At 36.2% G+C, this 23,300-nt stretch carries 41 protein-coding genes and 5 pseudogenes; 44 read left to right on the forward strand and 2 right to left on the reverse strand.

All coding sequences use genetic code 11. The features are described from left to right. Positions 1 to 667 precede the first annotated feature (667 nt). From NYE28_RS09800 to NYE28_RS09960, 33 genes and pseudogenes are all read left to right on the forward strand, one after another. A complete protein-coding gene (locus NYE28_RS09800; protein ID WP_342490449.1) occupies positions 668 to 1,219 on the forward strand; it encodes a metallophosphoesterase in 552 nt (183 codons plus the stop codon). 118 nt (positions 1,220 to 1,337) lie between these two features. Further along, positions 1,338 to 1,748 (forward strand): hypothetical protein, encoded by a 411-nt coding sequence (locus NYE28_RS09805; RefSeq protein ID WP_341124025.1) that lies wholly within the window; start codon positions 1,338 to 1,340, stop codon positions 1,746 to 1,748. A 72-nt stretch (positions 1,749 to 1,820) separates the two neighbouring features. After that, positions 1,821 to 2,093, forward strand: coding sequence for a hypothetical protein (locus NYE28_RS09810; RefSeq protein ID WP_038458560.1), 273 nt, complete (start codon positions 1,821 to 1,823; stop codon positions 2,091 to 2,093). Between the two features lie 36 nt (positions 2,094 to 2,129). Further along, positions 2,130 to 2,483: a hypothetical protein gene (locus NYE28_RS09815; protein ID WP_342490450.1), complete on the forward strand. Its 354-nt coding sequence runs from the start codon at positions 2,130 to 2,132 to the stop codon at positions 2,481 to 2,483. A gap of 36 nt (positions 2,484 to 2,519) precedes the next feature. Next, positions 2,520 to 2,645, forward strand: coding sequence for a hypothetical protein (locus NYE28_RS09820; RefSeq protein WP_267543147.1), 126 nt, complete (start codon positions 2,520 to 2,522; stop codon positions 2,643 to 2,645). Between the two features lie 5 nt (positions 2,646 to 2,650). Beyond that, positions 2,651 to 2,863 carry a DUF1653 domain-containing protein gene (locus NYE28_RS09825; RefSeq protein WP_342490451.1) on the forward strand — a complete coding sequence of 71 codons (213 nt, stop codon included), beginning with the start codon at positions 2,651 to 2,653 and terminating at the stop codon, positions 2,861 to 2,863. Positions 2,864 to 2,877: 14 nt separating this feature from the next. Continuing rightward, on the forward strand, positions 2,878 to 3,345 hold the full coding sequence (locus NYE28_RS09830) for a hypothetical protein (protein ID WP_342490452.1): 468 nt from the start codon (positions 2,878 to 2,880) through the stop codon (positions 3,343 to 3,345). Positions 3,346 to 3,407: 62 nt separating this feature from the next. Then, a complete protein-coding gene (locus NYE28_RS09835) occupies positions 3,408 to 3,641 on the forward strand; it encodes a hypothetical protein (protein ID WP_342490453.1) in 234 nt (77 codons plus the stop codon). A 104-nt stretch (positions 3,642 to 3,745) separates the two neighbouring features. Beyond that, entirely contained in the window at positions 3,746 to 3,976 is a 231-nt protein-coding gene (locus NYE28_RS09840) for a hypothetical protein (RefSeq protein WP_268388134.1), read from the forward strand. A gap of 23 nt (positions 3,977 to 3,999) precedes the next feature. After that, positions 4,000 to 4,245, forward strand: a complete 246-nt coding sequence (locus NYE28_RS09845; RefSeq protein WP_069007297.1) for a hypothetical protein — start codon at positions 4,000 to 4,002, stop codon at positions 4,243 to 4,245. Positions 4,246 to 4,279: 34 nt separating this feature from the next. Further along, on the forward strand, positions 4,280 to 4,429 hold the full coding sequence (locus tag NYE28_RS09850) for a hypothetical protein (RefSeq protein WP_020954075.1): 150 nt from the start codon (positions 4,280 to 4,282) through the stop codon (positions 4,427 to 4,429). A gap of 18 nt (positions 4,430 to 4,447) precedes the next feature. After that, positions 4,448 to 4,798 carry a hypothetical protein gene (locus tag NYE28_RS09855; RefSeq protein WP_069007298.1) on the forward strand — a complete coding sequence of 117 codons (351 nt, stop codon included), beginning with the start codon at positions 4,448 to 4,450 and terminating at the stop codon, positions 4,796 to 4,798. Further along, positions 4,795 to 5,190, forward strand: coding sequence for a class Ib ribonucleoside-diphosphate reductase assembly flavoprotein NrdI (gene nrdI, locus NYE28_RS09860; protein ID WP_020954073.1), 396 nt, complete (start codon positions 4,795 to 4,797; stop codon positions 5,188 to 5,190). Before NYE28_RS09855 ends, nrdI begins: the two co-directional genes overlap by 4 nt. Then, positions 5,153 to 5,872 (forward strand): annotated as a pseudogene (locus tag NYE28_RS09865) (ribonucleotide reductase N-terminal alpha domain-containing protein); the annotation flags it as partial. The gene nrdI and the pseudogene NYE28_RS09865, both read left to right, overlap by 38 nt. A gap of 106 nt (positions 5,873 to 5,978) precedes the next feature. Further along, entirely contained in the window at positions 5,979 to 6,662 is a 684-nt protein-coding gene (locus NYE28_RS09870) for an HNH endonuclease (protein ID WP_069007300.1), read from the forward strand. Positions 6,663 to 6,815: 153 nt separating this feature from the next. Then, a pseudogene (gene nrdE, locus NYE28_RS09875) lies at positions 6,816 to 8,195 on the forward strand (class 1b ribonucleoside-diphosphate reductase subunit alpha); the annotation flags it as partial. Positions 8,196 to 8,213: 18 nt separating this feature from the next. Beyond that, positions 8,214 to 8,438, forward strand: coding sequence for a hypothetical protein (locus NYE28_RS09880; RefSeq protein ID WP_342490454.1), 225 nt, complete (start codon positions 8,214 to 8,216; stop codon positions 8,436 to 8,438). Positions 8,439 to 8,441: 3 nt separating this feature from the next. After that, positions 8,442 to 9,038: pseudogene (locus NYE28_RS09885) on the forward strand (ribonucleotide-diphosphate reductase subunit beta); the annotation flags it as partial. Between the two features lie 126 nt (positions 9,039 to 9,164). Next, positions 9,165 to 9,803 carry a GIY-YIG nuclease family protein gene (locus NYE28_RS09890; protein ID WP_342490455.1) on the forward strand — a complete coding sequence of 213 codons (639 nt, stop codon included), beginning with the start codon at positions 9,165 to 9,167 and terminating at the stop codon, positions 9,801 to 9,803. 180 nt (positions 9,804 to 9,983) lie between these two features. Then, positions 9,984 to 10,418: pseudogene (locus tag NYE28_RS09895) on the forward strand (ribonucleotide-diphosphate reductase subunit beta); the annotation flags it as partial. Beyond that, positions 10,415 to 10,657 (forward strand): glutaredoxin domain-containing protein, encoded by a 243-nt coding sequence (locus NYE28_RS09900; RefSeq protein WP_342490456.1) that lies wholly within the window; start codon positions 10,415 to 10,417, stop codon positions 10,655 to 10,657. The pseudogene NYE28_RS09895 and the gene NYE28_RS09900, both read left to right, overlap by 4 nt. Positions 10,658 to 10,671: 14 nt before the next feature. Then, positions 10,672 to 11,040, forward strand: a complete 369-nt coding sequence (locus NYE28_RS09905) for a hypothetical protein (protein WP_342490457.1) — start codon at positions 10,672 to 10,674, stop codon at positions 11,038 to 11,040. Continuing rightward, positions 11,027 to 11,269 (forward strand): hypothetical protein, encoded by a 243-nt coding sequence (locus NYE28_RS09910; RefSeq protein ID WP_342490458.1) that lies wholly within the window; start codon positions 11,027 to 11,029, stop codon positions 11,267 to 11,269. The genes NYE28_RS09905 and NYE28_RS09910 overlap by 14 nt, the downstream gene beginning before the upstream one ends. Beyond that, complete coding sequence (locus NYE28_RS09915; RefSeq protein ID WP_342490459.1) at positions 11,270 to 11,884, forward strand: hypothetical protein; 615 nt, start codon at positions 11,270 to 11,272, stop codon at positions 11,882 to 11,884. It abuts the gene before it with no gap. A 215-nt stretch (positions 11,885 to 12,099) separates the two neighbouring features. Continuing rightward, complete coding sequence (locus NYE28_RS09920; protein WP_342490460.1) at positions 12,100 to 12,498, forward strand: hypothetical protein; 399 nt, start codon at positions 12,100 to 12,102, stop codon at positions 12,496 to 12,498. 254 nt (positions 12,499 to 12,752) lie between these two features. Next, positions 12,753 to 12,908: a hypothetical protein gene (locus tag NYE28_RS09925; RefSeq protein ID WP_342490481.1), complete on the forward strand. Its 156-nt coding sequence runs from the start codon at positions 12,753 to 12,755 to the stop codon at positions 12,906 to 12,908. 19 nt (positions 12,909 to 12,927) lie between these two features. Beyond that, positions 12,928 to 13,194, forward strand: a complete 267-nt coding sequence (locus NYE28_RS09930) for a hypothetical protein (protein ID WP_122504014.1) — start codon at positions 12,928 to 12,930, stop codon at positions 13,192 to 13,194. Beyond that, on the forward strand, positions 13,187 to 13,486 hold the full coding sequence (locus NYE28_RS09935; RefSeq protein ID WP_342490461.1) for a hypothetical protein: 300 nt from the start codon (positions 13,187 to 13,189) through the stop codon (positions 13,484 to 13,486). The genes NYE28_RS09930 and NYE28_RS09935 overlap by 8 nt, the downstream gene beginning before the upstream one ends. Before the next feature lie 154 nt (positions 13,487 to 13,640). Continuing rightward, entirely contained in the window at positions 13,641 to 13,943 is a 303-nt protein-coding gene (locus tag NYE28_RS09940) for a hypothetical protein (protein ID WP_232603460.1), read from the forward strand. A 12-nt stretch (positions 13,944 to 13,955) separates the two neighbouring features. Next, the gene (locus tag NYE28_RS09945) at positions 13,956 to 14,795 is read left to right on the forward strand and encodes a thymidylate synthase (protein ID WP_342490462.1); all 840 of its coding nucleotides are present in this window, start codon (positions 13,956 to 13,958) and stop codon (positions 14,793 to 14,795) included. Beyond that, a complete protein-coding gene (locus NYE28_RS09950; RefSeq protein ID WP_342490463.1) occupies positions 14,795 to 15,313 on the forward strand; it encodes a dihydrofolate reductase in 519 nt (172 codons plus the stop codon). Before NYE28_RS09945 ends, NYE28_RS09950 begins: the two co-directional genes overlap by 1 nt. 98 nt (positions 15,314 to 15,411) lie before the next feature. Further along, positions 15,412 to 15,744: a hypothetical protein gene (locus NYE28_RS09955; RefSeq protein ID WP_265463671.1), complete on the forward strand. Its 333-nt coding sequence runs from the start codon at positions 15,412 to 15,414 to the stop codon at positions 15,742 to 15,744. A gap of 254 nt (positions 15,745 to 15,998) precedes the next feature. After that, positions 15,999 to 17,138, forward strand: coding sequence for a hypothetical protein (locus NYE28_RS09960; RefSeq protein ID WP_342490464.1), 1,140 nt, complete (start codon positions 15,999 to 16,001; stop codon positions 17,136 to 17,138). A 363-nt stretch (positions 17,139 to 17,501) separates the two neighbouring features. Here NYE28_RS09960 and NYE28_RS09965 read toward each other — a convergent pair whose 3' ends face one another. Continuing rightward, positions 17,502 to 17,714, reverse strand: a complete 213-nt coding sequence (locus tag NYE28_RS09965; protein WP_042976081.1) for an alpha/beta-type small acid-soluble spore protein — start codon at positions 17,712 to 17,714, stop codon at positions 17,502 to 17,504. Positions 17,715 to 17,881: 167 nt separating this feature from the next. Here NYE28_RS09965 and NYE28_RS09970 point away from each other — a divergent pair, with 167 nt between their 5' ends. The 7 genes from NYE28_RS09970 (at position 17,882) to NYE28_RS10000 (ending at position 20,449) form a co-directional block, all read left to right on the forward strand. After that, positions 17,882 to 18,439 (forward strand): hypothetical protein, encoded by a 558-nt coding sequence (locus NYE28_RS09970; RefSeq protein ID WP_342490465.1) that lies wholly within the window; start codon positions 17,882 to 17,884, stop codon positions 18,437 to 18,439. 30 nt (positions 18,440 to 18,469) lie between these two features. Continuing rightward, on the forward strand, positions 18,470 to 18,664 hold the full coding sequence (locus tag NYE28_RS09975) for a hypothetical protein (protein ID WP_205164359.1): 195 nt from the start codon (positions 18,470 to 18,472) through the stop codon (positions 18,662 to 18,664). Positions 18,665 to 18,930: 266 nt separating this feature from the next. Next, positions 18,931 to 19,338, forward strand: a complete 408-nt coding sequence (locus NYE28_RS09980; protein WP_342490466.1) for a hypothetical protein — start codon at positions 18,931 to 18,933, stop codon at positions 19,336 to 19,338. Next, positions 19,319 to 19,867 carry a hypothetical protein gene (locus tag NYE28_RS09985; RefSeq protein ID WP_038458489.1) on the forward strand — a complete coding sequence of 183 codons (549 nt, stop codon included), beginning with the start codon at positions 19,319 to 19,321 and terminating at the stop codon, positions 19,865 to 19,867. Before NYE28_RS09980 ends, NYE28_RS09985 begins: the two co-directional genes overlap by 20 nt. Further along, entirely contained in the window at positions 19,868 to 20,038 is a 171-nt protein-coding gene (locus tag NYE28_RS09990) for a hypothetical protein (RefSeq protein WP_338706621.1), read from the forward strand. It abuts the gene before it with no gap. Further along, complete coding sequence (locus tag NYE28_RS09995; RefSeq protein WP_342490467.1) at positions 20,035 to 20,178, forward strand: hypothetical protein; 144 nt, start codon at positions 20,035 to 20,037, stop codon at positions 20,176 to 20,178. The genes NYE28_RS09990 and NYE28_RS09995 overlap by 4 nt, the downstream gene beginning before the upstream one ends. Positions 20,179 to 20,263: 85 nt before the next feature. Beyond that, on the forward strand, positions 20,264 to 20,449 hold the full coding sequence (locus tag NYE28_RS10000) for a hypothetical protein (protein WP_342490468.1): 186 nt from the start codon (positions 20,264 to 20,266) through the stop codon (positions 20,447 to 20,449). Between the two features lie 212 nt (positions 20,450 to 20,661). Here NYE28_RS10000 and NYE28_RS10005 read toward each other — a convergent pair whose 3' ends face one another. Continuing rightward, complete coding sequence (locus NYE28_RS10005; protein ID WP_014470254.1) at positions 20,662 to 20,901, reverse strand: helix-turn-helix transcriptional regulator; 240 nt, start codon at positions 20,899 to 20,901, stop codon at positions 20,662 to 20,664. Between the two features lie 97 nt (positions 20,902 to 20,998). Here NYE28_RS10005 and NYE28_RS10010 point away from each other — a divergent pair, with 97 nt between their 5' ends. From NYE28_RS10010 to NYE28_RS10025, 4 genes and pseudogenes are all read left to right on the forward strand, one after another. Further along, positions 20,999 to 21,535: a hypothetical protein gene (locus tag NYE28_RS10010; RefSeq protein WP_342490469.1), complete on the forward strand. Its 537-nt coding sequence runs from the start codon at positions 20,999 to 21,001 to the stop codon at positions 21,533 to 21,535. A gap of 13 nt (positions 21,536 to 21,548) precedes the next feature. Beyond that, complete coding sequence (locus NYE28_RS10015) at positions 21,549 to 21,818, forward strand: hypothetical protein (protein WP_014417981.1); 270 nt, start codon at positions 21,549 to 21,551, stop codon at positions 21,816 to 21,818. Positions 21,819 to 22,481: 663 nt separating this feature from the next. Then, positions 22,482 to 22,745: pseudogene (locus NYE28_RS10020) on the forward strand (peptidoglycan-binding domain-containing protein); the annotation flags it as partial. A gap of 118 nt (positions 22,746 to 22,863) precedes the next feature. Beyond that, on the forward strand, positions 22,864 to 23,280 hold the full coding sequence (locus tag NYE28_RS10025; RefSeq protein ID WP_160223067.1) for a hypothetical protein: 417 nt from the start codon (positions 22,864 to 22,866) through the stop codon (positions 23,278 to 23,280). Positions 23,281 to 23,300 lie beyond the last annotated feature (20 nt).

The following is a 23,300-nucleotide window of genomic DNA, read 5'->3' on the forward strand; positions in this document are numbered from 1 at the left end:
GAGGCATTAGACATACATAAGGTGAAGACTGTTTATAACGTGAGTATTGGCGAAGGAAGAGGGACAAATCATCTTCAGAGAAAGCACTCACCATACATAAAGAATGACAATGGAAAAGTTATAATAATATTCTCATAGAGGAGGTAATAGCAATCAATGAAATCCAAAACGAAATGATTGGTAATGATATTGATAATATTGAATCCTTGCTAGACAGTTTATATGTTTATTTAGAGAACAACATCCGGTATGAAGATAAACACGTATGGGAAAGGACAGATAAAACGCTCTTACAAGCATTTGCAGCACTTAAAAACATCAAAGAAATAATTTGAAAAACAGTAGACAAAAATAAAAAATAAGTATAAAATAAAATTAATAAGAACCTCAAGGATAGGATAAATGAACAGAATATGTGATATCTGTAGCGAATACATAGAAGGCCAAATCATATGCCTCAGAGTAAGTGACTTGAAGACTTATGTAGATTTCAATTGTTGCAATGATTGCGCACAAGAACAATCTAAGCGCATTAAGAACGAATGTAGTGAAATGACTGTTTCAAAAACATTGAATCATTTAAATTTAAAAATAAAATAAGGGTATAAAATATTCCTTTTATCGAGATATGCGTCAAGATGAAGTGTTTTAGAGAGGAGACAATTTAATGGCAACTAATTGGTTTATCAGTGATCCACACTTTGGACATAAAAACATCATTAAATATGAAGGCGATAAACGACCGTTTACAGATACAGAACATATGGACAATGTTATCATTGAGAACTTTAATAACACTGTAAATGAAGGGGATACAGTATTTTGGCTGGGGGATATGTTCTTCTGTAATTCAAAAAGAATTGAGTACATAGTGAGTCGGTTAAAGAAAACCAGAAACATACTTATTAGAGGAAATCATGACAAAGGAATTTCAGATACAAAGTTTAGAAGACTTGGTTTTGATCCACATAGGATGTATCTCTATGAGGATTACATCCTTACCCATGAACCAATTTCTCAGGTGAATATGAACAGATTGATTGGGGAATTTCAACTTTGTTGCAATGTACATGGGCATACGCACAGCAAGGAAACTGGCTTAGAAAATTTAAGTCATGTGTGTATAAGCGTTGAGAATACAGATTTCAAACCTGTAACGATTGATTGGATAAGTAGTAAGCGATGGAATGCGTGCAAGAATTCTTTTTGGAGGAAATAATCAGAAGAAAATATTCATAATTTCCCGGGCAAGCGCAGTATACGACAAATCAAAACAAATAATGAGGAGATTGGGTTAAAAATTCAATTTTTAAAGAGACTTATAAGGAGGTGAATAAGTGGGACGCCATAAAGCAACGATTGAAGGATTGGTTATGAAAGAAAGTTATTACTCACACCGTGCCCCAGGTACAGAGAGGTGGATTACTCAGCCAGTGTGTAAGGTTACTCACACTGAACCAATCTTCGAGGGGCATATAGATATTGAGCCTATAGAAATTGGAGGCAAGGTTTATATCCCCGGACTTAATGAATATGTCATAGTGACTGACAGGCAGCGAAACATACATAACGAATGGACATATCAAACTGACAGAGTGATTAAGACAATTGTAGATGAAAAAAGCTTAAAGGAATGCGAAGAACTTCATGAGGAGCAAGCAAAAAGCAATGATGGTCTAAAACAACGGCCTATAAAAGTATCCTGGTGGAAAAGGTTTTGGGAATTCTGTGTAGCAGGTGAGATATAAATGAAGGAGTTGACTTTCTTCATAAAAGTCTAAATGAAAGTTTTATTTGAAACAAAAGAGGAGATGGAAATCATGGATTACGCAAAAGTCAAAGGGAAAAATGTAGTCATTACTCTACCGATCGATTTGTTAGAAGTGGCATTCAACAATAATCCAAACAACTGGGATGAATCAATTAAGGTTAAATTTAAAAGACAATTTGCTAAAGGGTTTGCTGAAAAGATTAATGAAACCTCAACAAATAGTGAAACCGGGTTAACTGTATTTCAGGAAGCAATTGACGAAATATTTGATGAGATGCTAGAGGAAGCTCCAAATTATATTAAAGTCCCTCAAGAGGATTAACCAGAAAAATAGTTTTTTGCAAAAGGAGAGTCAGATATGATTTTAAAGGAAATCTCTGTTTATAAAGAAAAATTTAATGATTATTTACCGAAGGAAACGAAAATTGTCCTTCACTGCCAGAACATTGAAGCTGTTGAGAATGGGGACAAAATCATAATAAACACTGGTAAGGATTCATTAGCTTTTAAAGTGTTTTGTTTAGACGGAACACATACAGACCCATTGAAAATGAAATTGACAAGCTATGAGGGAGAAACAAAAGTGATCAAGGTTTACTTAGATAAAATTAAATTCAACACAGATGGAGACTTGGCAGTTAAATTAGAGCTTAAAGCACTTAATTCATTAGGGGACGACATAGGCGAACCTGGAATTTATTCATTACATTAAAAGGATGATTTTAAAGAGAAAGGTAGGATGTTCATTATGAATATTGCTAAGGAAGAGTTAGTTGGTCGGTTGTTACTTCGTATGCATGGATACACCATAGAGGAAACAGAAAAGATTCTAAAAGAAGCCGGGGACAAAATGAAAACTGCAGAAAGGAAATGATTTTGATGGATACATACGAAGTAGTCGGTTGCTGGTTTAGACATTATAAAGGCGGTCTGTATAAGGTTATAGGAGAGGTCATTCACACTGAAACAGAAGAAAAGCTGGTTACATATGAAGACCAATACGCTGTTCTTTGGGCAAGACCTAAAGAAATGTTCTTTGGAAAAGTGATTATTGATGGGAAAGAGGCTAAGAGATTCACAAAAATAGATTAAAAGGAGAATTGACTATGGGAATTAAAGCAGCAGTTTTTGAAATAAAAGCAACTTGTTACGCTCATGAAGGGTTTAATGACGAAAGTGAATCTGTTCAAGGGGCTGCGTTAGAACAGCTAGGAAAGGACATCGTAGATCATTTGCTTGAAAACGGTGTTGATGATGTAAAAATCAAAGGTGATTACGTTGAGGAATTGGAAGTTGAGAAGCCCATTATGAAGTATTTCGAAGTGAGTGACCCTTATTATGCGTTAATTAAAGCTTATACAAAAGAAAAGGCAGTGAAGCTATATACAAAAGAAGTTGCTGATGATGACGGAGAATTAAGTGATGAGCTGACTGAAGTTGGGCAAGTTTATGCGGCAATACGACAAGGAAGAGCACTAGGAAATGATGAAGAGCTTATGCCGTTTAAACAGGTTCTTGGAGATATTTCTAATGACGAAGAAATGGTATTACTTATCGAGGGCAATTTACTTTAACGGATAAAAATACAAGGAGGTGAACTCATCTGGGAATAAGTCAAAGACAGGGCAAATATATCATGGAATCGATTAATGAAACAAATTCCATTGCAGAAATAATTGGTCGTGATAAAGCTATCAGTGAAGTGTTGCTTCTATTGAAGGAAAGAGTGTTGCTTCTTCAAAGCCAATACGATTATGAAGAAGTGGAAATAAGATTAAATGAGCTCATGGAGCTGTATGAAAGTATAAATAAACTTCTAAGATTAAGAGAGGATGATGAGGACTGGAATACACTAAACATGGAAATTTAGTAGAAGGCTATATAACATTCAATCTTTATTTTGAGACATTTGAATATAAAGAAGATAGCTTATTAGAACAAGTAAAATTCACCACAGTTAAAGAGTTATTCAACATGATGCAGCCAGACTATATTGAAGAACTAAAGCAAGAAAACGGTGCAGATCAGGTTGAGGTTCATGATATCACTTTTAGTGCTAAAGAGGATGATACGGAAGCTTTCATAACAATGTACGACAACTCAGGAAACTATCGAGTCTCAACAAAATTAGATGTAGATGGCTTAGATAGCGAGTATAAACAAACATTGCAAAGCATTAAAGGCATTGTAGATAAAAAACTCTAAGAGTAAAGAAAAGGAAGTTGAGGATGAATAAAAAATTCGGATTGTACATTAGGGGAGAACTTGTTAAAACTTATGATGATGCGGTTAAAGCTCACAAAGATGCTATTTTTGCTCAAGAAGAAATTGGAGTTCCACATGAGGTGATTCAAATGAATTTACATATGGATGAGGCAATTGAATTCCTCAATAAATATGATAGCAGTTCAAAAAGCGCACAAGATGCTCAGACTTTGTTAAGAAATTTAAGGGCACTATTCCAACAAAACTAGATAAAATCACAGTTTCATAGGAAGGGGAAACAAAATGAGTGCAGCAAGAAAGTGGAGAGATCTAAGAAGCAAATTAATTGGATATAAGGTCTATGGTAAGTTCAGTGATGTTGTTATTGACCATATTCTCAATGATATGGATAAGTTAGACGTAAGACATGACAAAGATAAAAACAAAAAATAAAGAAAAGGGAGTTGTGGAATGGGAGCTGCTAAACAGTTATACGTTAAGCGCAGTCACTTTGTAACCTTGGATGAAGCAAAAGAAAATACGCAAGTACATATGAAGAATGGTGGTTCTTACACTGCTTTAAAAGGAGAGCTGATTGCGACCAATCTAGAAGGGGATCAAATGGTTATCACGCAAGAGCAGAAGGATAACTACATCCCGGTACCAATGTCAGAGCTGTCAGATTTAAAAGCTAAAATGGCTAGGGGATACATGGAAATGGGAGACCTTAACTTAGAAATGTCTGAAGCATTCAATTATGCTGAAAATGAAGCAGAAACAACCACGAATAGCTTAGTTAACGGGGAATATAAAGAATATTGATTATTACATATGAAAGCAAGACAGGTAACGTGAAAAGGTTTGCTCAAGCATTACAAAGGGAGTTAAACTTCGACATCATTGAAATTACAGATGACTTAATTGTCGAGGAAGAATTCATACATATTACATATACGATAGGCTTTGGGGAAGTACCTGAAAGGACTTTGCATTTTATTATTAAGAATAAAAATAAAATAAAAGGAGTTGTTGTGAGTGGTAATAAGGTTTGGGGTGATAACTATGGTTTAGCTGGGGACAAGCTTTCAGCAATGTTCCATGTACCATTGTTATTAAAGTTTGAACTAAGTGGAACAAAACAAGACTTGCAGAAGATTAATCGGGAGGTACAACTTATTGACAAACACAATACCAAAGTGGATCAAGCTCAATAATGAGATCATGATTCAGAAAGACGGGAAGTTTCAATTTGAGAAGGATAAGGAGGCCGTACACAGTTACTTTGTTGATTACATTAATCAAAACACAGTCTTTTTCCATGACTTAAAAGAAAAACTGGATTACCTGATTAAAAACGATTATTACGAAGAAGAATTCTTAAGTAAATACACATTTGAACAGATTAAATCAATTTATAAAATTGCTTACAGTTACAAATTCAGATTCCCATCTTTCATGAGTGCGTTTAAATTTTATAATGACTATGCTTTGAAGACAAATGACAAAATAAAGATTCTGGAAAGATATGAAGATCGCGTTTCAATTGTAGCTTTGTATTGTGCAGATGGTGATTATGAAAAGGCTATTGAGGAAGTACACGTCATGATGAAACAAGAGTATCAGCCGGCAACACCTACTTTTCTTAATGCAGGGCGTAAGCGAAGAGGTGAAATGGTAAGCTGTTTCTTGCTTGAAGTGGGAGACAGTTTGAATGATATTTCACGGGCGATCGATATCTCCATGCAGCTTTCTAAGCTAGGTGGAGGAGTAGCGCTTAATCTAAACAAATTAAGAGCCAAAGGTGAAGCGATTAAAGATGTAGAGAATGCGACTAAAGGTGTCGTAGGTGTTATGAAATTATTGGATAATGCTTTTAGATATGCCGACCAAATGGGTTGATTTGGCCCCTTTCGTCAGAAATGGCGATCGAAAACCTCTTTAATTCATGGGAACTCCTCAGATGGTTTGGGACAATCACAAGCCAAAATAAAGGGGGACAATCATGAGCGAAGCAAGACGACCGCATAACAAGTTAGATATTGATGAGAATTTTATTCGCGAAAATTATAGTTCAATGACTGCCAAAGAAATAGGAGAAAAATTAGGCGTTTCCAGAGAAGCAATTAATCACCGTGTAATAAAGATGGGGCTAAGGAAAACACAAATTCCCTTTGTTTTAATGAAGGGAGAGATAGTTACTCCAATTCCTGATTTCCCTGAGTACGGAATTACAAATCATAGCAGAGCGATTAATTTGAAAAAGAACACTGTTTTAAAGACTAAGATTGATGGTGAAGGATATGTAAAAGTGACCTTATATAAGGAAGGTAAGCAGGTCAGTAAACGAGTACATAGGTTAGTTGCACTCAATTTTATACCTAATCCTGAAAATTTGCCTTATGTAAATCATATCGACGGTAACAAAGCGAATCCAAAGCTCTCAAATTTAGAGTGGGTTACACCAAAAGGAAATGCTCAGCATGCTTTAAAACATGGACTGCTTTTGATTGGAGAAAAAAGCCCAAAGGCTAAAATTACTGAAATTCAAGCACTGTCAATTTTAAATGATTTTAAAAGTGGTAAGTCCATTAAAGAACTCTCTGAAATACATACATATGCGAGTAAAACAATCATTAAAAAAATCTGTTTGCGGCAAAAGTGGAAACACTTAGATCAAACGTCTTGAACGTGCAACGACTAGCCGAAAGGCGTAGGCTGCAAGCTATTGGCAGTCGAAACAGGAGGCACCCTTAGAGGGTGAAGATATAGTCTAACCTTCATGGTAACATGAAGCAGCCGTATGGCGGGGCGTGCTTAGCGAACACGTCTGAATGGTCTGCAAAGACAAGGATCAGGAGCAGTTTATCTAAGCGTGTTCCATCCAGACATTACAGACTTCCTGGATACCAAAAAAATCTCAGCAGATGAAGATGTCCGAGTTAAAACACTGTCTATTGGTGTAGTGCTTCCCGACAAATTCATTGAATTGGCAAGAGAAGATAAGGACTTTTACATGTTCTATCCTCATTCAGTTTACAAAGAATATGGACAGTATCTTGATGAGATGGACATCAATAAAATGTATGATGAGCTTGTTGAAAACCCGAGGGTTAGAAAAGCAAAAGGGAATGCTCGAAAGCTGTTGGAGCAATTGGCCATTCTAAGAAGCGAATCTGGCTATCCTTATATCATGTTTGCTGACAATGTAAATAAAGTGCATCCAAATGAACATATTTCAAAAGTGAAGTTTTCTAATTTGTGTTCTGAAGTCCTCCAAGCATCACAAGTGTCAGTTTATACAGATTACGATCAGGAAGATGAAATTGGATTAGATATTTCATGTAATCTTGGATCCATGAACATTGTAAACGTAATGAGTAACCAATCAATTGCTTCAACTGTCAGAATAGCAATTGACTCACTGACAACTGTCACAAGGAAAACAAACATTGTAAATGCTCCAGCTGTTGCGAGAGCAAATACACTAATGCGATCAATTGGTCTAGGGCAGATGAACCTGCATGGTTTTCTGGCTCAAAATAAAATCGCTTACGAAAGTGAAGAAGCTAAGGATTTTGCAAATACATACTTTATGATGGTTAACTTCTACTCCCTGCAGCGTTCAATGGAAATTGCAAGAGAAACAGGGGAGACGTACTACAAGTTTGATGGATCGACCTACAAATCAGGCGAGTATTTTGATAAGTACGTGACAAATGATTATATCCCTAAATATGAAAAGGTCAAAATCCTGTTTGGAGATCAACATATTCCTAACATTGAAGATTGGATGAAGCTTAAAGAGAATGTTATGAAATATGGCTTGTATCATTCATACAGGCAAGCTGTTGCACCTACTGGAAGCATCTCATATGTTCAATCATCTACGGCCGGTGTAATGCCTATTATGGAGAGAATTGAGGAACGTACATACGGAAACAGTAAGACATATTATCCAATGCCAGGTTTATCGGCTCAGAATTGGTTCTTCTATAAGGAAGCGTACGACATGGATATGTTTAAGGTAGTTGATCTAATTGCAACTATTCAGCAGCACGTCGATCAAGGAATTTCATTTACACTTTTCTTGAAGGATACGATGACGACGAGAGATTTAAACCGGATTGACTTATATGCGCATCATAAAGGAATTAAAACGCTGTATTATGCTCGAACGAAGGACACAGGGCAGGATTCGTGCTTGAGTTGCGTGGTTTAAGCGAGGAGGCGCTGAAAGATGTTGAGTTCATTGGCAGTTTGGTATTTGAGAAAAAGAAAAAAGTCAGTACTGATTGGGTATCACCTAAATGGCGGATTTATTAAAACCCTTAATAAACACGCACTAACTTACGACAATGTATTATTTGATATCGATTATAGGTCTGCTGATGATAGACCTATTATATTGCCTGAAGGGAAATTCACAATTGAACGAGAGTTTATATCTAAGAAGGAGGACTAATAGTTGACGCAATATACAGCAGCAAACTGGTCAAAGCATGAAGATGATTTCACCCAAATGTTTTACAACCAAAACGTAAAGCAGTTTTGGCTTCCGGAAGAGATCGCATTAAACGGCGATCTTCTCACTTGGAAGTATTTGGGTAAAAATGAGCAGGATACGTACATGAAGGTGCTCGCCGGCCTGACACTGCTTGATACAGAGCAGGGGAACACGGGCATGCCGATTGTGGCCGAGCACGTCGAAGGTCATCAGCGAAAAGCAGTTCTTAATTTCATGGCCATGATGGAAAACGCGGTGCACGCGAAGTCTTACAGCAACATCTTTCTAACTTTGGCTACAACTGAGAAGATCAATGAAGTCTTCGAATGGGTCAAAAACAATAAGTTTCTTCAAAAGAAAGCAAGAACAATTGTTTCAATTTATAAAGCAGTTGAGAAAAACGATAAAATTTCCTTATTCAAAGCAATGGTTGCATCTGTGTTTCTGGAGAGTTTCCTTTTCTATTCAGGGTTTTATTACCCACTTTACTTTTATGGGCAAGGGAAGCTCATGCAGAGTGGGGAAATTCTAAATTTGATTATCCGTGACGAAGCCATTAAGTGCTAGTGGCATTTAGCAGTAATGTTAAATGAAAACCTATCTAAAAAGGGGAAGTCTTATGAGCTAAGATAATCCTTTGCTAAATTCTAATCATCATTAAATTCAATATTTAGGAGTGTTGCCTTGTATTATGTCTATATGATAATGAATAAACAAAATAAGAAGATTTATATTGGCTTAACCAAAAATGTTAACAACGCTGACGATAGATTTAAACAACATATTCGCTATTTAAAAGGAAACTATCATCATAATCATAAAATGCAAAGAGACTTTAACTTGCATAAATGCACTGATATGTATACACATCAATTATTATGTAAATGTTCTAGCATAAAACTTGCTGAAAAAATGGAGAAGTTTTTCATTGCATACTATAACAGTAAATATTGTGGATTTAACCTAAATGACGGCGGATTTTCAAATAAAGGGTACAAGCAATCTGATTATGCAAAAAAGGTTGCAAGTGAAGTTCACTCTAAGCTAATTGGAGAAAAAAATCCTTTCTTTGGAAGACGACATTCTGAGAAAACAAAAATGATTATTTCTAAAAAGAACAAAGGGAGAAATAAAGGTATCCCTAAGAGCGATAGTCATATAAAGAAAATGATTGAAAATAATGCTAGAGCAAAAAAAGTCTTTGTTGGCGGTCAAATATACAGCAGTTGTTCGCAAGCTCAATTACATACGGGCATAGATAGGAAAAAAATATCAAAGCTTGCATCAGACGATTCAATAACAAACATATACTTTATAAAATAAAAAACAATTTTAATGATGATTAGGTAAATGCCCAACGACTATTCCATTGGCGGTGGAATTCCGCAACAGAAGTAGGGCGCAAGTGATTGGCGTGGGTGAGAATCCCTTAAATCGAAACGGTAGGAATCCTAAATTAGGATTGTGATATAGTCTGCTCTGCATGGCGACATGCAGCTGTGGTTAGTCCACGCTTTAAGTATAGCGAACTTAAGGGAACATCAAGGACATGGAACATACATCGGTTTATTAGCACAGGAGATATACAAGAAACAAACGCCTAAGAAGCAAAAAGAACTGTTTACATGGGCTTTAAGCTTGCTCCAAGAGCTTTATGAAAATGAATTGGAGTATACAGAAGACGTCTATGATCAGGTTGGCTTAGCTCCAGATGTGAAGAAATTCATCAGATACAATGCGAATAAAGCTTTAAACAATCTGGGCTTTGATCATTGGTTTGAAGAAGAGGATGTTAATCCAATCGTTATTAATGGATTGAGTACTAAAACCAAGTCGCATGACTTCTTTAGCCAAAAAGGGAACGGGTACAAAAAAGCAACGGTGGAGCCATTAAAGGATTCTGATTTCATTTTCGATAACAAAGGAGTTATATCATGAGACTGATTAAATTAGAGCAACCAAATTGCAATCCCTGCAAAATGGTATCCAATTACTTAGAACAAGCAGGAGTTGAATATGAGGAAGTTGATGTAACACAGAATCCGGAAGTGGCAGCGCAATTTGGTGTCATGGGTGTACCGGTAACCGTTCTGCTGAGTGATCAAGGGGAGGAAGTGAAGCGGAGCATTGGATTTAAGCCTGAAGAACTTGATGAGCTATTAAAGAAATTTCAATAAAAGGAGCTGGAAAAATGCATTTCATTGAAAACCAGGAAGACTTAATTGGTAAAGAAATTGCTTATGTTTGGGCAAATAAATTTTGTGAGCAAACAACAATTATTACAAAAGATAAAGGCGTATTCATGGTTTGCCAAGAGTTGGACTGGGAAGGTGGTGACACAGAAACAAGAGTGTTATATGCACATGAGGCTAAGAAAATATTATATCCTCTCAGAAGAGAGCTACATAAAAAAGGAATCATTAAAGAAACTGATTGGGAAGATTATGAAAATGAACTGAAAAAGAAACAGGAAGCTGAAAAAGAGAGATTTCAAAAGCTTCAAGAAGCAAGAGAGCGTGAACAGTATGAGGAGTTGAAAGCAAAGTTTGAACAAAAATGATTTGTTTTTAGAACTTAAAAGACAGTATAAAGAAAATGAAAATGAGCGCTCTAGGTTGCATAAACTTAATGTTGAAATTAGAAAAAGAATTGAAAAAATATGCCCTCATACTGACTTATACAAAGTTGATGATCAAACGATGGGGATATTTGAAGATGGAGACGACCTTGTTAAATACAAATGTAGGGACTGTTTTACATATATTAAGAAACCAAAAGGAGAATGTTAAATGGGGAAAATGGATGAAGTAATTATTGTAGTACCTAAAGACAAAGTATTTGACAATGGAAAGCTGGACTTTCAAGGGATTGAAGCTGATCCAAATGCAATTGATCAAATAATTAAAAACCTTGCTGAGAATATGATCACTATGAGGAGGGGAGATGCCGAGAAGGATCAGAGCTGTAAGCAACCAATCCCCTATGCCGTTTTACAAAAAGGAGACCGAGTATTTGTATACGAGCGCTTAAGGAAAGGCGGGGAAAAGAGGCTTCATGATCAATTATCAATTGGTGTTGGCGGGCACATGAATACAACTGAAGCAACAAATTTTTGGGAAGCCATTGATGAAAACTTAAGGAGAGAGCTTTCAGAAGAATTGTTTATCTCAACTTCTAATTTAAATTTAGAAGTTGTGGGATTTATAAATGATGACTTAAATGAAGTGGGGAAAGTTCATTTAGGCATAATGATTATTGTTAAACTGCCTGAAAATACAGAGGTATTAGTAAGAGAAACAGATCAATTAAAAGGCTTTTGGTTAAATGAACAAGATTTTGATAATCCAGCAGTATTTAATCGTTTAGAATCTTGGTCTAAATACGTCGCTGATATAATTTATTAGTTTAAACCCCTGGCTTTGATCATGATGTAAGTTTGTCCAGTGGAGGGTCTTAGCCAGGGTACAACTTAAAATACTCAAAAAGCTCAACAATTATACCAAACAAAGAGGTTGTTTCAGGAAAAGGTTTTGAAATAATGCATTGATAACAGAGATGTTCATTCCATCAACATCTCTATAAAAGAAGACTTTTATCTAAAACAATAAGGAGGAAAAACATGAGTAAAAGAACTGAATACTTAAATCCAAATAAACAGATTGCCCTCTTTTTTAAAAGAAGTGGTTATTTAGATGATTATCATGGTGACTTAGACAATCTTAAGCTTGGGCATGTGTCTTATGATAAAAGTGTTAACGAAGAATTTGATTATAAAGTGACTGCAAATAGCACACATGATGGGACTCTTTTATTTGAAATTCAAACCATTGAAGAAGCTCTAATTAAATTGATAAATCGAAAAACATATTGTCCAAACACTTTTCCGGTTTATAAGAAAATCGAAGAACTTAAAGACATTAACTATACAATTGGCGACATTGAACTAGAGAATGATTTTTATAGAGCTAAGCAGAAAACAGTAGTCACAATCCCAGTAGTGTGCAGCTATGTGTTTTAAAAAGGAAGAGGCTACATATAGTCAACTTATAGAGAAACGTCGACTAGCCGAAAATGCAGTCGTAATTGTTGGACTTGCACTATTAATTACATTGTTATCCTTGCCCATGTTAGGGATTATTCATTGGCAAGTAACAGTACCGGCATCAATTATCGCTTTATCAGCATGTGTAGACATGTTCCTAAGAAAATTAGTAAGGAGTGGTAAATATAAAAAACGATAAGAAGAGAGATCCAAAAGAAAAGTATGAAGACATGCTCTTCAGAAACGGACTTTGTTTGGGATTTATTCAAAAACATGGGCTTGAAGATAAGTTCTTGGAGCATATGAAACAAGTTGCAACTTATGAAGAAGACCAAAGGTATAGAGTTGCAGCAGTTAATTTTTTGAGTTTATTAGAATCAAATTAAAACAAAAAGGGGAAAAGATATGGAGAATACTTATCATTATTATAAATTAAACAAAGAACTACAGGCTGTAAAAGTTGTCTCTGGATTGCTTGCCAAAGAAAGCGAAGCTTATAGAGAACTGATAAAAATTGAAATTGGAATTTTGGAGGAAAAGAGAGATATTCTTAATGGCAAAGGAAAAATGAACAAACTGGATCAGGAACAAACAACAGACCTGGGAAGACAGCTAACAGATAAGCTCGCTGAAGTTTTAGAAATTGTTGAAAGGTTTAACCATCATGGATAATCACATAGAAAAAATAAAAAATCATCTAAAAGAAATAAACAACCTTGAACAGGGTCTCAAACTTTTCAGTGAAGACGATGAAGAATATATAAGCTTATTAGCTAAGATACAACGGCTGTTTGATTTAATATCAGACGAATCAATGGAGGTCTTTAAAGAACTAACAATACATATAAGAAACACAGGTCAGAAAAGAATACAACGAGGAATTGACCGGCTACCTCATGCAATCAAAGAAAGTGTGAGTGAGGAAATCAAAGACATGAAGAGAGCCGGCGAGCTGTTTGATTAAGCATAGTTATTTATAGGGTAAAAATAAAATAAGGAGATGTATTATAATTACATACTTTACGTTATTACTTGCAGCATACTTGTTTGCACTAAACATTAATGAAATTAGATTAATTACACGAGGAGAACAGAACGTTTACTCAAAAGTTACACATATGCTTTCTAATTCGCCGTATAAAGAACTGAAGAAAAATAAGAACTTAGTGTATGTCATGACATTGTTCAAGGGGATTTCTTTTATTATCCCCTTGGCTACTATTGGATTGATTACGCATGACAACTTGCTAATGTTAGCTTGGACAGCTTTTGCTTTAATTTATACCGGTTTAACAATGTTTAAAATTCTCGATGTTTTGGAAGGTGACTCAAACAATAAACAAAACAAGTGCGTGTACATGCTGTTTGTTTGCGGTAATATTGTCTTCGTGATTAACTTTATTATTAGTTGGTTTAAATAAAGGAGAATAGAAATGAGTCAATTTGATAAGCAGTACAACACAATCATAAATGACATTATTAATAATGGGGTATCAGACGAAGAATTCGATGTCAGAACCAAATGGGACACTGATGGAACACCAGCGCATACATTAAGTGTAATCAGTAAGCAAATGCGCTTTGATAATTCTGAAATACCAATTTTAACGACTAAAAAAGTCGCCTGGAAAACGGCAATCAAGGAATTGCTTTGGATCTGGCAGCATAAATCAAACAATGTTAACGAATTAAACAAGATGGGCGTACATATCTGGGATCAATGGAAACAAGAAGACGGTACAATTGGCAATGCATATGGATATCAGCTTGGTAAGAAGAACAGGGAGCTAAACGGTGAGAAAGTTGACCAGGTTGATTATCTTCTTCATCAGTTGAAAAATAATCCATCATCACGCAGGCATATTACAACGCTTTGGAATCCAGATGAATTAGACTCAATGGCATTGACGCCCTGTGTTTATGGCACTCAATGGCTTGTAAAAGGCGGGAAGGTGCATTTAGAAGTTTTCTGTCGCAGTAATGATCTCGCGCTCGGGAATCCGTTTAATGTGTTCCAGTACAATGTATTACAGCGTATGATTGCTCAAGTTACTGGATATGAGCTTGGTGAGTATATCTTCAATATTGGAGATTGTCATGTATACACTCGCCATATAGACAATTTGAAAATTCAAATGGACAGAGAGCAATATGAAGCACCTGAACTATGGATTAATCCAGACGTAAAGAACTTTTATGATTTCACAATTGACGATTTCAAACTGATTAATTATAAGCATGGAGACAAGCTTTACTTTGAGGTAGCAGTATAATGCTATCTCATATTGCTTGCTGCGACAAATCAATGGCCATTGGGTACGAGAATAATCTTCTTTACCATATTCCTGAAGACATGAAACGTTTTAAAGAACTTACTACAGGAAAGTTGTGTATTCAGGGGAGACTCACATACGAATCAATCGTAAACATTACAGGAAAGCCACTTCAAAACCGAAAGAATATCATACTGACCAAAAATAAGGATTTCAAGCCCGATCACTCTTCATTCGTTTACCATTCGGTTGACGATGTCTTAAAGCTTATACGTGGTCAATTGGATACAAATGAAGAAGTAATGGTTATTGGAGGAGGCGCTATATACGAGGCATTCTTACCACATGCTGATAAGGTTTATTTGACGATTGTTGATTCAGTTGCTGAGAAGGCAGACTCATATTTTCCAAGGTTAAATGATGATTGGAGAGTAATTGAAAAGGATCACAGGAAAGCAATAACATCAAAAGGACAAGATTATTCATTTATTACTTATGAAAATTTCAGAAAAGCATAGACAAAAATGAAATATAAGTATATTATTATTCTATATCCAATAGAGGCGTGTCGTTGTCATAAGTTATAAAAATGAAAAATAAGTATAGAGGTGATTAATTGCAACAAAAAGAGCAAGAATTGTTGTCAAAGAAAGAGCAGTTTGAAATTGATGTTTTAGAAAAGGAAGCAGATTTACTCCGGCTAGAAGTGGAACAAGAAGATTTCAATCTCCACAAAATTGGGGAGATCGGAGTACTTAAAGATTTTCTTTTATACATAAAGAAATACAGAGCAATGTTTACTGTGCAGCATGCAGAAGAATTTAGAAATATGGATGGCCGAATGAAAGAAATCATCAAAGTCCATGATGGACAAGTAATGGTTGATGAAGAAGCATTAGAGGGGTTTATTGAAGAAATTGAGAATCAAATTAATTTAATTGAAAGTTGAGAAGATAAGGAAAGCGGCATGGATGATGCATGGTTCTAGCGCGCCCGGCGGCTGGACGCCGAGAATTAGCGTCCAAGGAGTGCGAAAATAGGTTTTCTGAATGCGAAAACAAATGCCGCTGTAAGAGCGATAACTACTTTATCTTCGGTTGATACTTTCATGAATCGAACCTCCTTTCGGTAACTTAGGTATATTGTACCACATGAATGCGAATGCGCGTTCGGTTTTTATAAAAATTTGGGAGGGATTGCGGAATGGCTGAAACGAAAAAGTATGTACGGATTTTGAAGGCGAAATATGAGTCGAGTTGGTATGTGAATAAGATTGGGGAGTTGTTCGAATTGACTGAGGATACAGGCGCGTTCTACGACGTTAGTGTTCCCGGAAGTGTCCGTCTTGTTAATGTCGAAGACGCTGAGCTTATCATCACTGAAAAGCGTCTGGCCAAAGTTGGCGAGCACGTGTTGATTACGAATCCCTTACCTATAGTAAAGCAAGCGTATGAAGCAGGAGATGTTTTCGAGGTAGCGATCCCGGATGATCCGATACCGGGAGGTGTAAAAGTTTTAGGTTTGCCGAGCTTTATCGACTATAGAGAATACGAAGTCATCGTCAATAACGAAGTTGAAAACGAGGAGGCTGACGGAATGGGAACCGTAAATCAAACGGCTATTGATTGCGCAAACACGGTATTCGAAAAGGTAGGCGAGGATTATATCGGAAGTAAGTCGAGGTTCGGCGATATTCTAATCGGGGCTCCATATTCGGAAGCATTCGTAAAAGCCTACGCAAACGAACGAAAAGATGTCCTCGTGATTCCGCAGACAATTGAATATACTGCGTTTCTCCATAGCGATGACGTACAGGAGTCGGTTAAAGAAGCGCATAAGGATCGATCCCAAGCTCGCCGTGATGAAATCGTTGAGCAGGCGAAGGCGGACGTTGCGAAACTGTCTAATTACGGTGATGGCGTGCAGTATGAAACAGTTTCACCACGCTACGCATCTTGTGACATTGATTTTGTAGTGAATCGCGATAAACGAACGGTTGTTGCGTTATTAAAAGGCGTCATCACCGGGAAGGTCTACGCAAAAGGAATCGCCAAAGCCGCACCTGACGACTGCTTCAACGTTCATATCGGAAAGGCGATTGCGCTAAGACGTGCGCTAGGCTCGACGGTGCCGGACGAATACTTGAACGCGCCGCAGTCGACTGAGGTTCGTGTAGGCGACGTTATAGAAGTTGCATTAGATAGCGGAGAAATAGAGAAAAAGCCCGTTATTTCTTTAAAAGCAGGAAGTCTAAATGCGCATTTGCCGGGGAGGATTATACAGTACCCATCGCATTATGCAAAAATCATCGACGACTCACGTGAAGAGGTGGGTGGTGAGTGACGCATCATAGACGCTTAAAAACAACGGTGTTTAAAAAGTATAGCGGGTACGATTGGACTTGCGATGGATAAAAAAGATATTAGTTATTACGACTAAATTAATATGAAATCTGTATTTTAAAGAGAAGGTGATGCAGTGAAAGAGTCGTTGAAGAATGATTTTCAAGAGTTTATGAGTATTGCAAAAAGCTTTCTTGCTGTTTCTGGAGCAGTCTTTTGGTTATTGATAATTTCACTTGTTTTTGCTGGAGGCATTAAAAGGAGTCACTCATATGTTCACCAAAGGAAGTGAATAAAATGCCAGTAGTGCTATATGGATTTGGAAGAGGGGCATAAAAAGAGAGGGGAACGTTCCCCTCATACATTAATGAAATTGGCCATTCATACTTTGTTGAGCCAGGCGAACCAAACGTTTTGTAATTTCTCCACCTACTGATCCGTTTGCTCGGCTAGTTGTCTCAGGCCCTAAGTTCACACCGAACTCAGATGCAATTTCATACTTCATTTGTTCAAGTGCACCAGCAGCTTGAGGAACAAGTAATTCATTGCTGTTGTTTGATCTGTTTTGTTGAGCCATATGATCATCTCCTAAAGTAGTATGTAAAACAAGCCTGTTCGATTGTATTGTGTGCAGATGTTTTGAAAATATACACATTAATTTGAATAGAGGTGATTTAAATGACTATTGGTCGTGGCTGATGAATTAACATGGACTAAATCATGGGAAAGAAAGGGGATTGCAAAATGAAGCTAATTGATATTGCTAATAAAATTGATAAATCAAAACAAAATGAAAGTGAGGTCGACACGCAGGATATTGGGCGCGAATTAGGTCTCGATAATGTACCATATGTTGAGCAGGACAGGCTAAAGTGCTATTGGGTTGGCAATTGGTATTGTACCGATTCATATGTAGGGTACAGAATCTATTTTCTGGATAATGAGCCCGCCGCCTTTTCTATACAGCTGGGTAGAAAGTATAAAGAGAGTTTTCATTGGTTTACCTTGGAGTTGGCAACAAAAGTGAGGGAGTACCTCTTGAGTCTGATTCAAGAGAAGGAACTGAATATAAGCATTTGTGATATTAATGAAGATATCGGGGACTCGTATAAAATAGAGTTTAACGAACAAATTTTGAATTTTAATAGAGCAAGGTTGAACAATGAAAAAGTGGAGATACTTGAAAAAATTAAACATACATCATTCGGAATTAATACGGAAGTGAAAATAAAGTTACCTGATGGCGAAGAAAAACACGTTGACATTAGCGATCTGGATTTTGACTTCCATATTACTGAATGAAATTCTAATTTTATACAGTGAGGGATACGAATGATAAAGTTTAGCGGTAAATCGGTTGGTTTTGGTAGTGAAGACAATCTTGAAATTATGGGTGACTGTAAGAAAGATAGTATTACTATTAGTCATGAAACGGATGGAGTAGGTGGATTAACAACGATTTACGTAAATGGCAACTATATCTGCGTAGATACAAACTCTTTAAAATGTGAAGCAGTTAATGAATAAAAGTTGATTCTTCTAATTTTATACGGAAGAGAGGGATTGCTATTGTGATTGGAAAAGCACTATACAATAATTCATGGTTTGAAGTTGCAAATATCAACTTTGACTCAGGGCATATCATAATTAAAAACGAAAGTGAAAACTCGTTGGGTTTGAGAATAGGTGAAACACTGACACTTGACCTTGACTACGTCGATGATGTAAAAATTGGACTTTTGCTGTGAATGCATAAAATGTTGATTCTATATAGAAAGGATGATTAAGTGCATTTGGATAAATGGTGGGGTGTTACTCTAAATGGAAACGAGAGAGCTGTTAAAGCTCTAAGTGAGTTAATGGACATCAACAAAACACTGTTCGAGAATTTGTACAAAGTGCACGCAAACACAATTGAAGAACATGTAAACAAATTATATGAACAGATTCCTGAGTATGAGAAGAAGTTCTTGAAGTTTGTCAATGAGCAGTTACCTAATGTGAAGAGGTACTTACAGTTCGAGCTACCTTATAATCCTCAACTAATATCCAGCATAGAATATGAAATTTACATATCCAGTGCCGAAATTGATTGCGAATATCCGTATGATGCTAGGGATTGCATTATTACTTTCTTTCAACGAGTACCAGAAATAATTGATTTGCACAAGGGGGAGTTAAATGAAGAATACAGAGTTTAAGATAGCAAGTTTATTAGAGGAGTATAGACGAATGGATGAGATGCAAAGAGATTTCATCATTCATGAGGGCTACACGGCTATCGAGGAAATCATTAAAGAAGTGAACCAAAGAGGAGTATTTAATGAAGCGGTTATTTACTATGGAACACCTAAACCACAGCTAAGTTTCTCGGATGTTGAATTAGGTTACATGCTTACTTCAATGATGGAATATGCGACAAATCATGTAGGAAATCCAGTTGATGAGGAATGTGAATTTGAAAATAAACTGGCTTACTTTGAGTATAAGGACGTAATTGTTCAAATTTTTGAAGTGTATGGACAAGGTACTGATAGCTGGTTTTTGAAACCAAGTGACGAAACAATTGATAAATTGAACAACACAGCTTACGGAGTGTATTTAAACCAATTTGAGGATTTTATTAATTACACTAAAAATAAAGATAGTGAGAGCAAGCAGCTTTCTTCAAATAGCGCGATCTTAAATGATATTACCGGTGGTTACACAGTCGAAAGGGGTTCTAAGTAGATGATTGTTACTGCATGGGTTTTATTAGTTGTATTTGGGCTTGTGTTTTTAGCAAATGTGGATTCCGAAGGGGATATTAAATTTGCAGTGTATATTGGTGTAATAAAATTTGTTTCAGTTTTCATTGTTGCAATTGCAGCAGGTGTAATATGGGGAGGGTTATTTCAATGAAACTCACAAAAGAAAATATTGATCAGTTAGTTGATGAATGGCATAAGAGCGATACTGATTTAAAATTACACCAGTACTTGGGACTTACATGGGAGCAATATAAGCTCTTGGTAATGGAAGATACTGAAGACATCAAATGAAGATTATGAAGAGCATTTCAAGGGTAGGTAAGATATTTAAATAAAATCGGTCTTTTAATGAAAGGCATAAAGGGAGGAAGCGGTCATGTCAATAGTTAAGAAAGGGGACAAAATTAGAGTAACAAAGGAATCACAAGGTCATTGGGGCCACATTATCTACCCTGTTGGAAGCGAATGGGTAGTCAAAGAGGTAATTGCATCAGACACTGGAACGGTTTTTTGCAAGGGGAATGATTATGGAATACCACAGACACATTATAAGATTATTTAGAATAAAAATAAAATGAGATGATTAGAGGTGGAGGATAATAGCTGAAGTAAATAATACAATTCAAACACTGTACAACAAAATGGAAAGGCAAATGAGCACGGTTAAGGAAGCTCTCGAGAACAAAGAATACGAAAGAGCCCACCGTAACCTAATCAACCTTTCAGATAATAATGAAGAATTGATGCAGGAAATCAGATGGGCTCGAAAAGGGATTAAGATTTAACTTTTCTTCTTTCTTCATGGTTCCATTCGTACAGCTCTTCAATTGAGCAACCAATGGCATCAGCAAAAGTCATGCCTGTAGCTAAGTTCATATTTGCTTTAGCTCCACTTATATAATCGTGGATACGTTGTCTCGGGTATCCTGTGCGTTTGAAAAGGTCATCAACTGTGAGGTCATATTCAAACATTAATTCATTTAAACGAGGGCGCAGGGGCGTCCATTGCTTCATTTCGTACACTTCTTTCAATATTAATTAACATAAAACAGTGTAGCAAAGGTTTATTCTAATTTCAATTTTATTTTCAATATTTTAGGAGAGTGATTGATTGGCAGGTACAAACCAGGGTAAGGTTTTTGAAGCAAATATTGAAAAATCAGCTACGGATCAAAAGCTGTTCTTCTACAGAATTAAAGATGTTAACCCAATGTTTTTAAAAAGGGGAGCTGCAGTATCAAAAAACAAATATGATTGCTTCTTGCACTTTAAGGGGTACTTATTTCCATTAGAACTTAAATCAACAAAAGACAAGTCTATAGCCTTTCGAGAGGAAATCATAAAGCCGCAACAGATTAAACACTTAAAAGAGGCCATGCAATTCCCAAACATAATCCCTGGCTTTTTGTTTCAGTTTAGAGAGCCAGAAAACAAAGTTTATTTCGTACATATTAATGATTTCCTTACATATAAGAACATAGCTGAAAAACAGTTGAAACATACATATAAGAATAAAGTAAACAAAGCCAGCATTCCAATTGCAATTTGTGAAGAGATCGGCACAGAAGTCCGTTCGATGAAGAAAAAAGTTAACTATACATATTACTTGAACAAGCTTTGCGATGATTTGATAAAGAAGGTGAAATAAGTGGGAGGGTTATATGCTAGAAGTTAAGGTGAATGAATCGGAGATTAAAAAATTATACCTTGAAGAATTGGAGAAGCATTTAAATAAGCTAGATAATGAATTGCTTTTCTGGGATACTGATGATTTAATTAAAAATACAAAAATGTGCTGGAATACAATACAGGAGAAATTCTTCTTTGACCCAAGATTTCCCAAAAGAAAAGTGGGGAGAAAGTGGATGTTTCCTGCGAAACAAACAAAAGAATTTCTTCTTGAATGGTTATTGGAACAGCCGACTGAATAGGATCGAATTTTGTTAAATCCCTCTTGAAAAATAGAGGGATTTTTTGATTACCTTTAGTCGGAGGCTTGACCACCAATGACCACCATCATTGACCACCGTTTGACCACTGGAACATTATAATTAATGAAATTTGATGAAAATATGACCTCTAAACAACTTTGTAAACCTTGTTAAATCAACATTTTTGAACCTTGATAATATAAAAAGATATGTTCCGCACACAGGTTCATCCGTGGGAGCGCGAACAATACATGTCTCAGTATTAATCTCTCAATCCCTTGGCACTATTGGTGTCAGGGGATTTTTTGGTTTCTTAACAAGTTTAACATCTTAATATAAATCAAGTATCACCCACAAAACAATAAAAAATTACTCCATAATTTGGAGATATAATCCTCATTCATATGCTACACGAAAAAAAGGTATGTCATCGCTATTGATAAACTCCATATTGTATTCTCGTTTTTTATTTGTTTTGATGATCCATTCGTTTTTATTTTCCAGCTACAGCCAATTGAACCTCTTTTTTGTGAAAAAACCACGCTTAGACTTTTCTTTAAATTTTTGAAGGAATCGGTTGACGCTGGTATCAGCCCGTTTCCTTCAATCAGAGATTCTTTCATATTAAATGAACTGAAGGTTAAGCAGATGGAAAGGCCAAAATTCCCCCTGCCTGACGGTGTTTTCAGAGTCACCAACCCATTAACCAGAGGCACAGCCGTAAAACAAATACAGACAGCGTTGGCGGCTCTTTATTTCTACCCGGATAAGGGGACAAAGAATAACGGTGTTGATGGCGTGTATGGTCCCAAAACAGCAAATGCAGTCAAGCGGTTCCAGTCAGTAAATGGTCTGACTGTTGACGGCATTTATGGGCCTAAGACAAAAGCGAAAATTGAAGAGAAATTGAAGGATAACAGGAGTTAGTAGTATCCTTTATTATTATATTGTGTCAAATTTATGAAGTTTAATTCGAATGGGAGGATTTGTTAAATGAAGGCGGGTATTATTACAGTGACTTAATTTTAAAAGGGGGAAATGTGAAATGAAAAAGTCGTTAGTATCAATGTTTTTTGTTCTGATTTTGATGTTTACTGCTATGGGAAGTGCATCAGCCTATGAATTTAAAGGTGTACTGCCTCTTAATGACAAGGTAAGTGGATCTTTTGCTGATGCCGCTGCTGCTAAAGAAGGACATGAGTGGCAATTCCATCCGGGAGCAGCTACAAAAGTAAAGTTTTATTTGTCTAAAGATAGTACAACAACTCCGTTAAAAGTTAGTATTTACAAAGAAGATACAAATACTGGAAAAGTAACTCTTGTAAATTCTTATGATTCCTCAGAATTATCGAAGTATACTATTGCAGTCAGTAAAAGCTATACTTATAGCATGAGGGTTGCTGGATATAGCACTGCAAAAACTGGCGGATCATACACATTAGAAAGTTCTGTAATTCAGTGAAAAAAAGGGAGCGATGGCTC

It is taken from the genome of Bacillus sp. FSL R5-0443 (assembly GCF_038608285.1).
Taxonomy (GTDB): domain Bacteria; phylum Bacillota; class Bacilli; order Bacillales; family Bacillaceae; genus Bacillus; species Bacillus velezensis.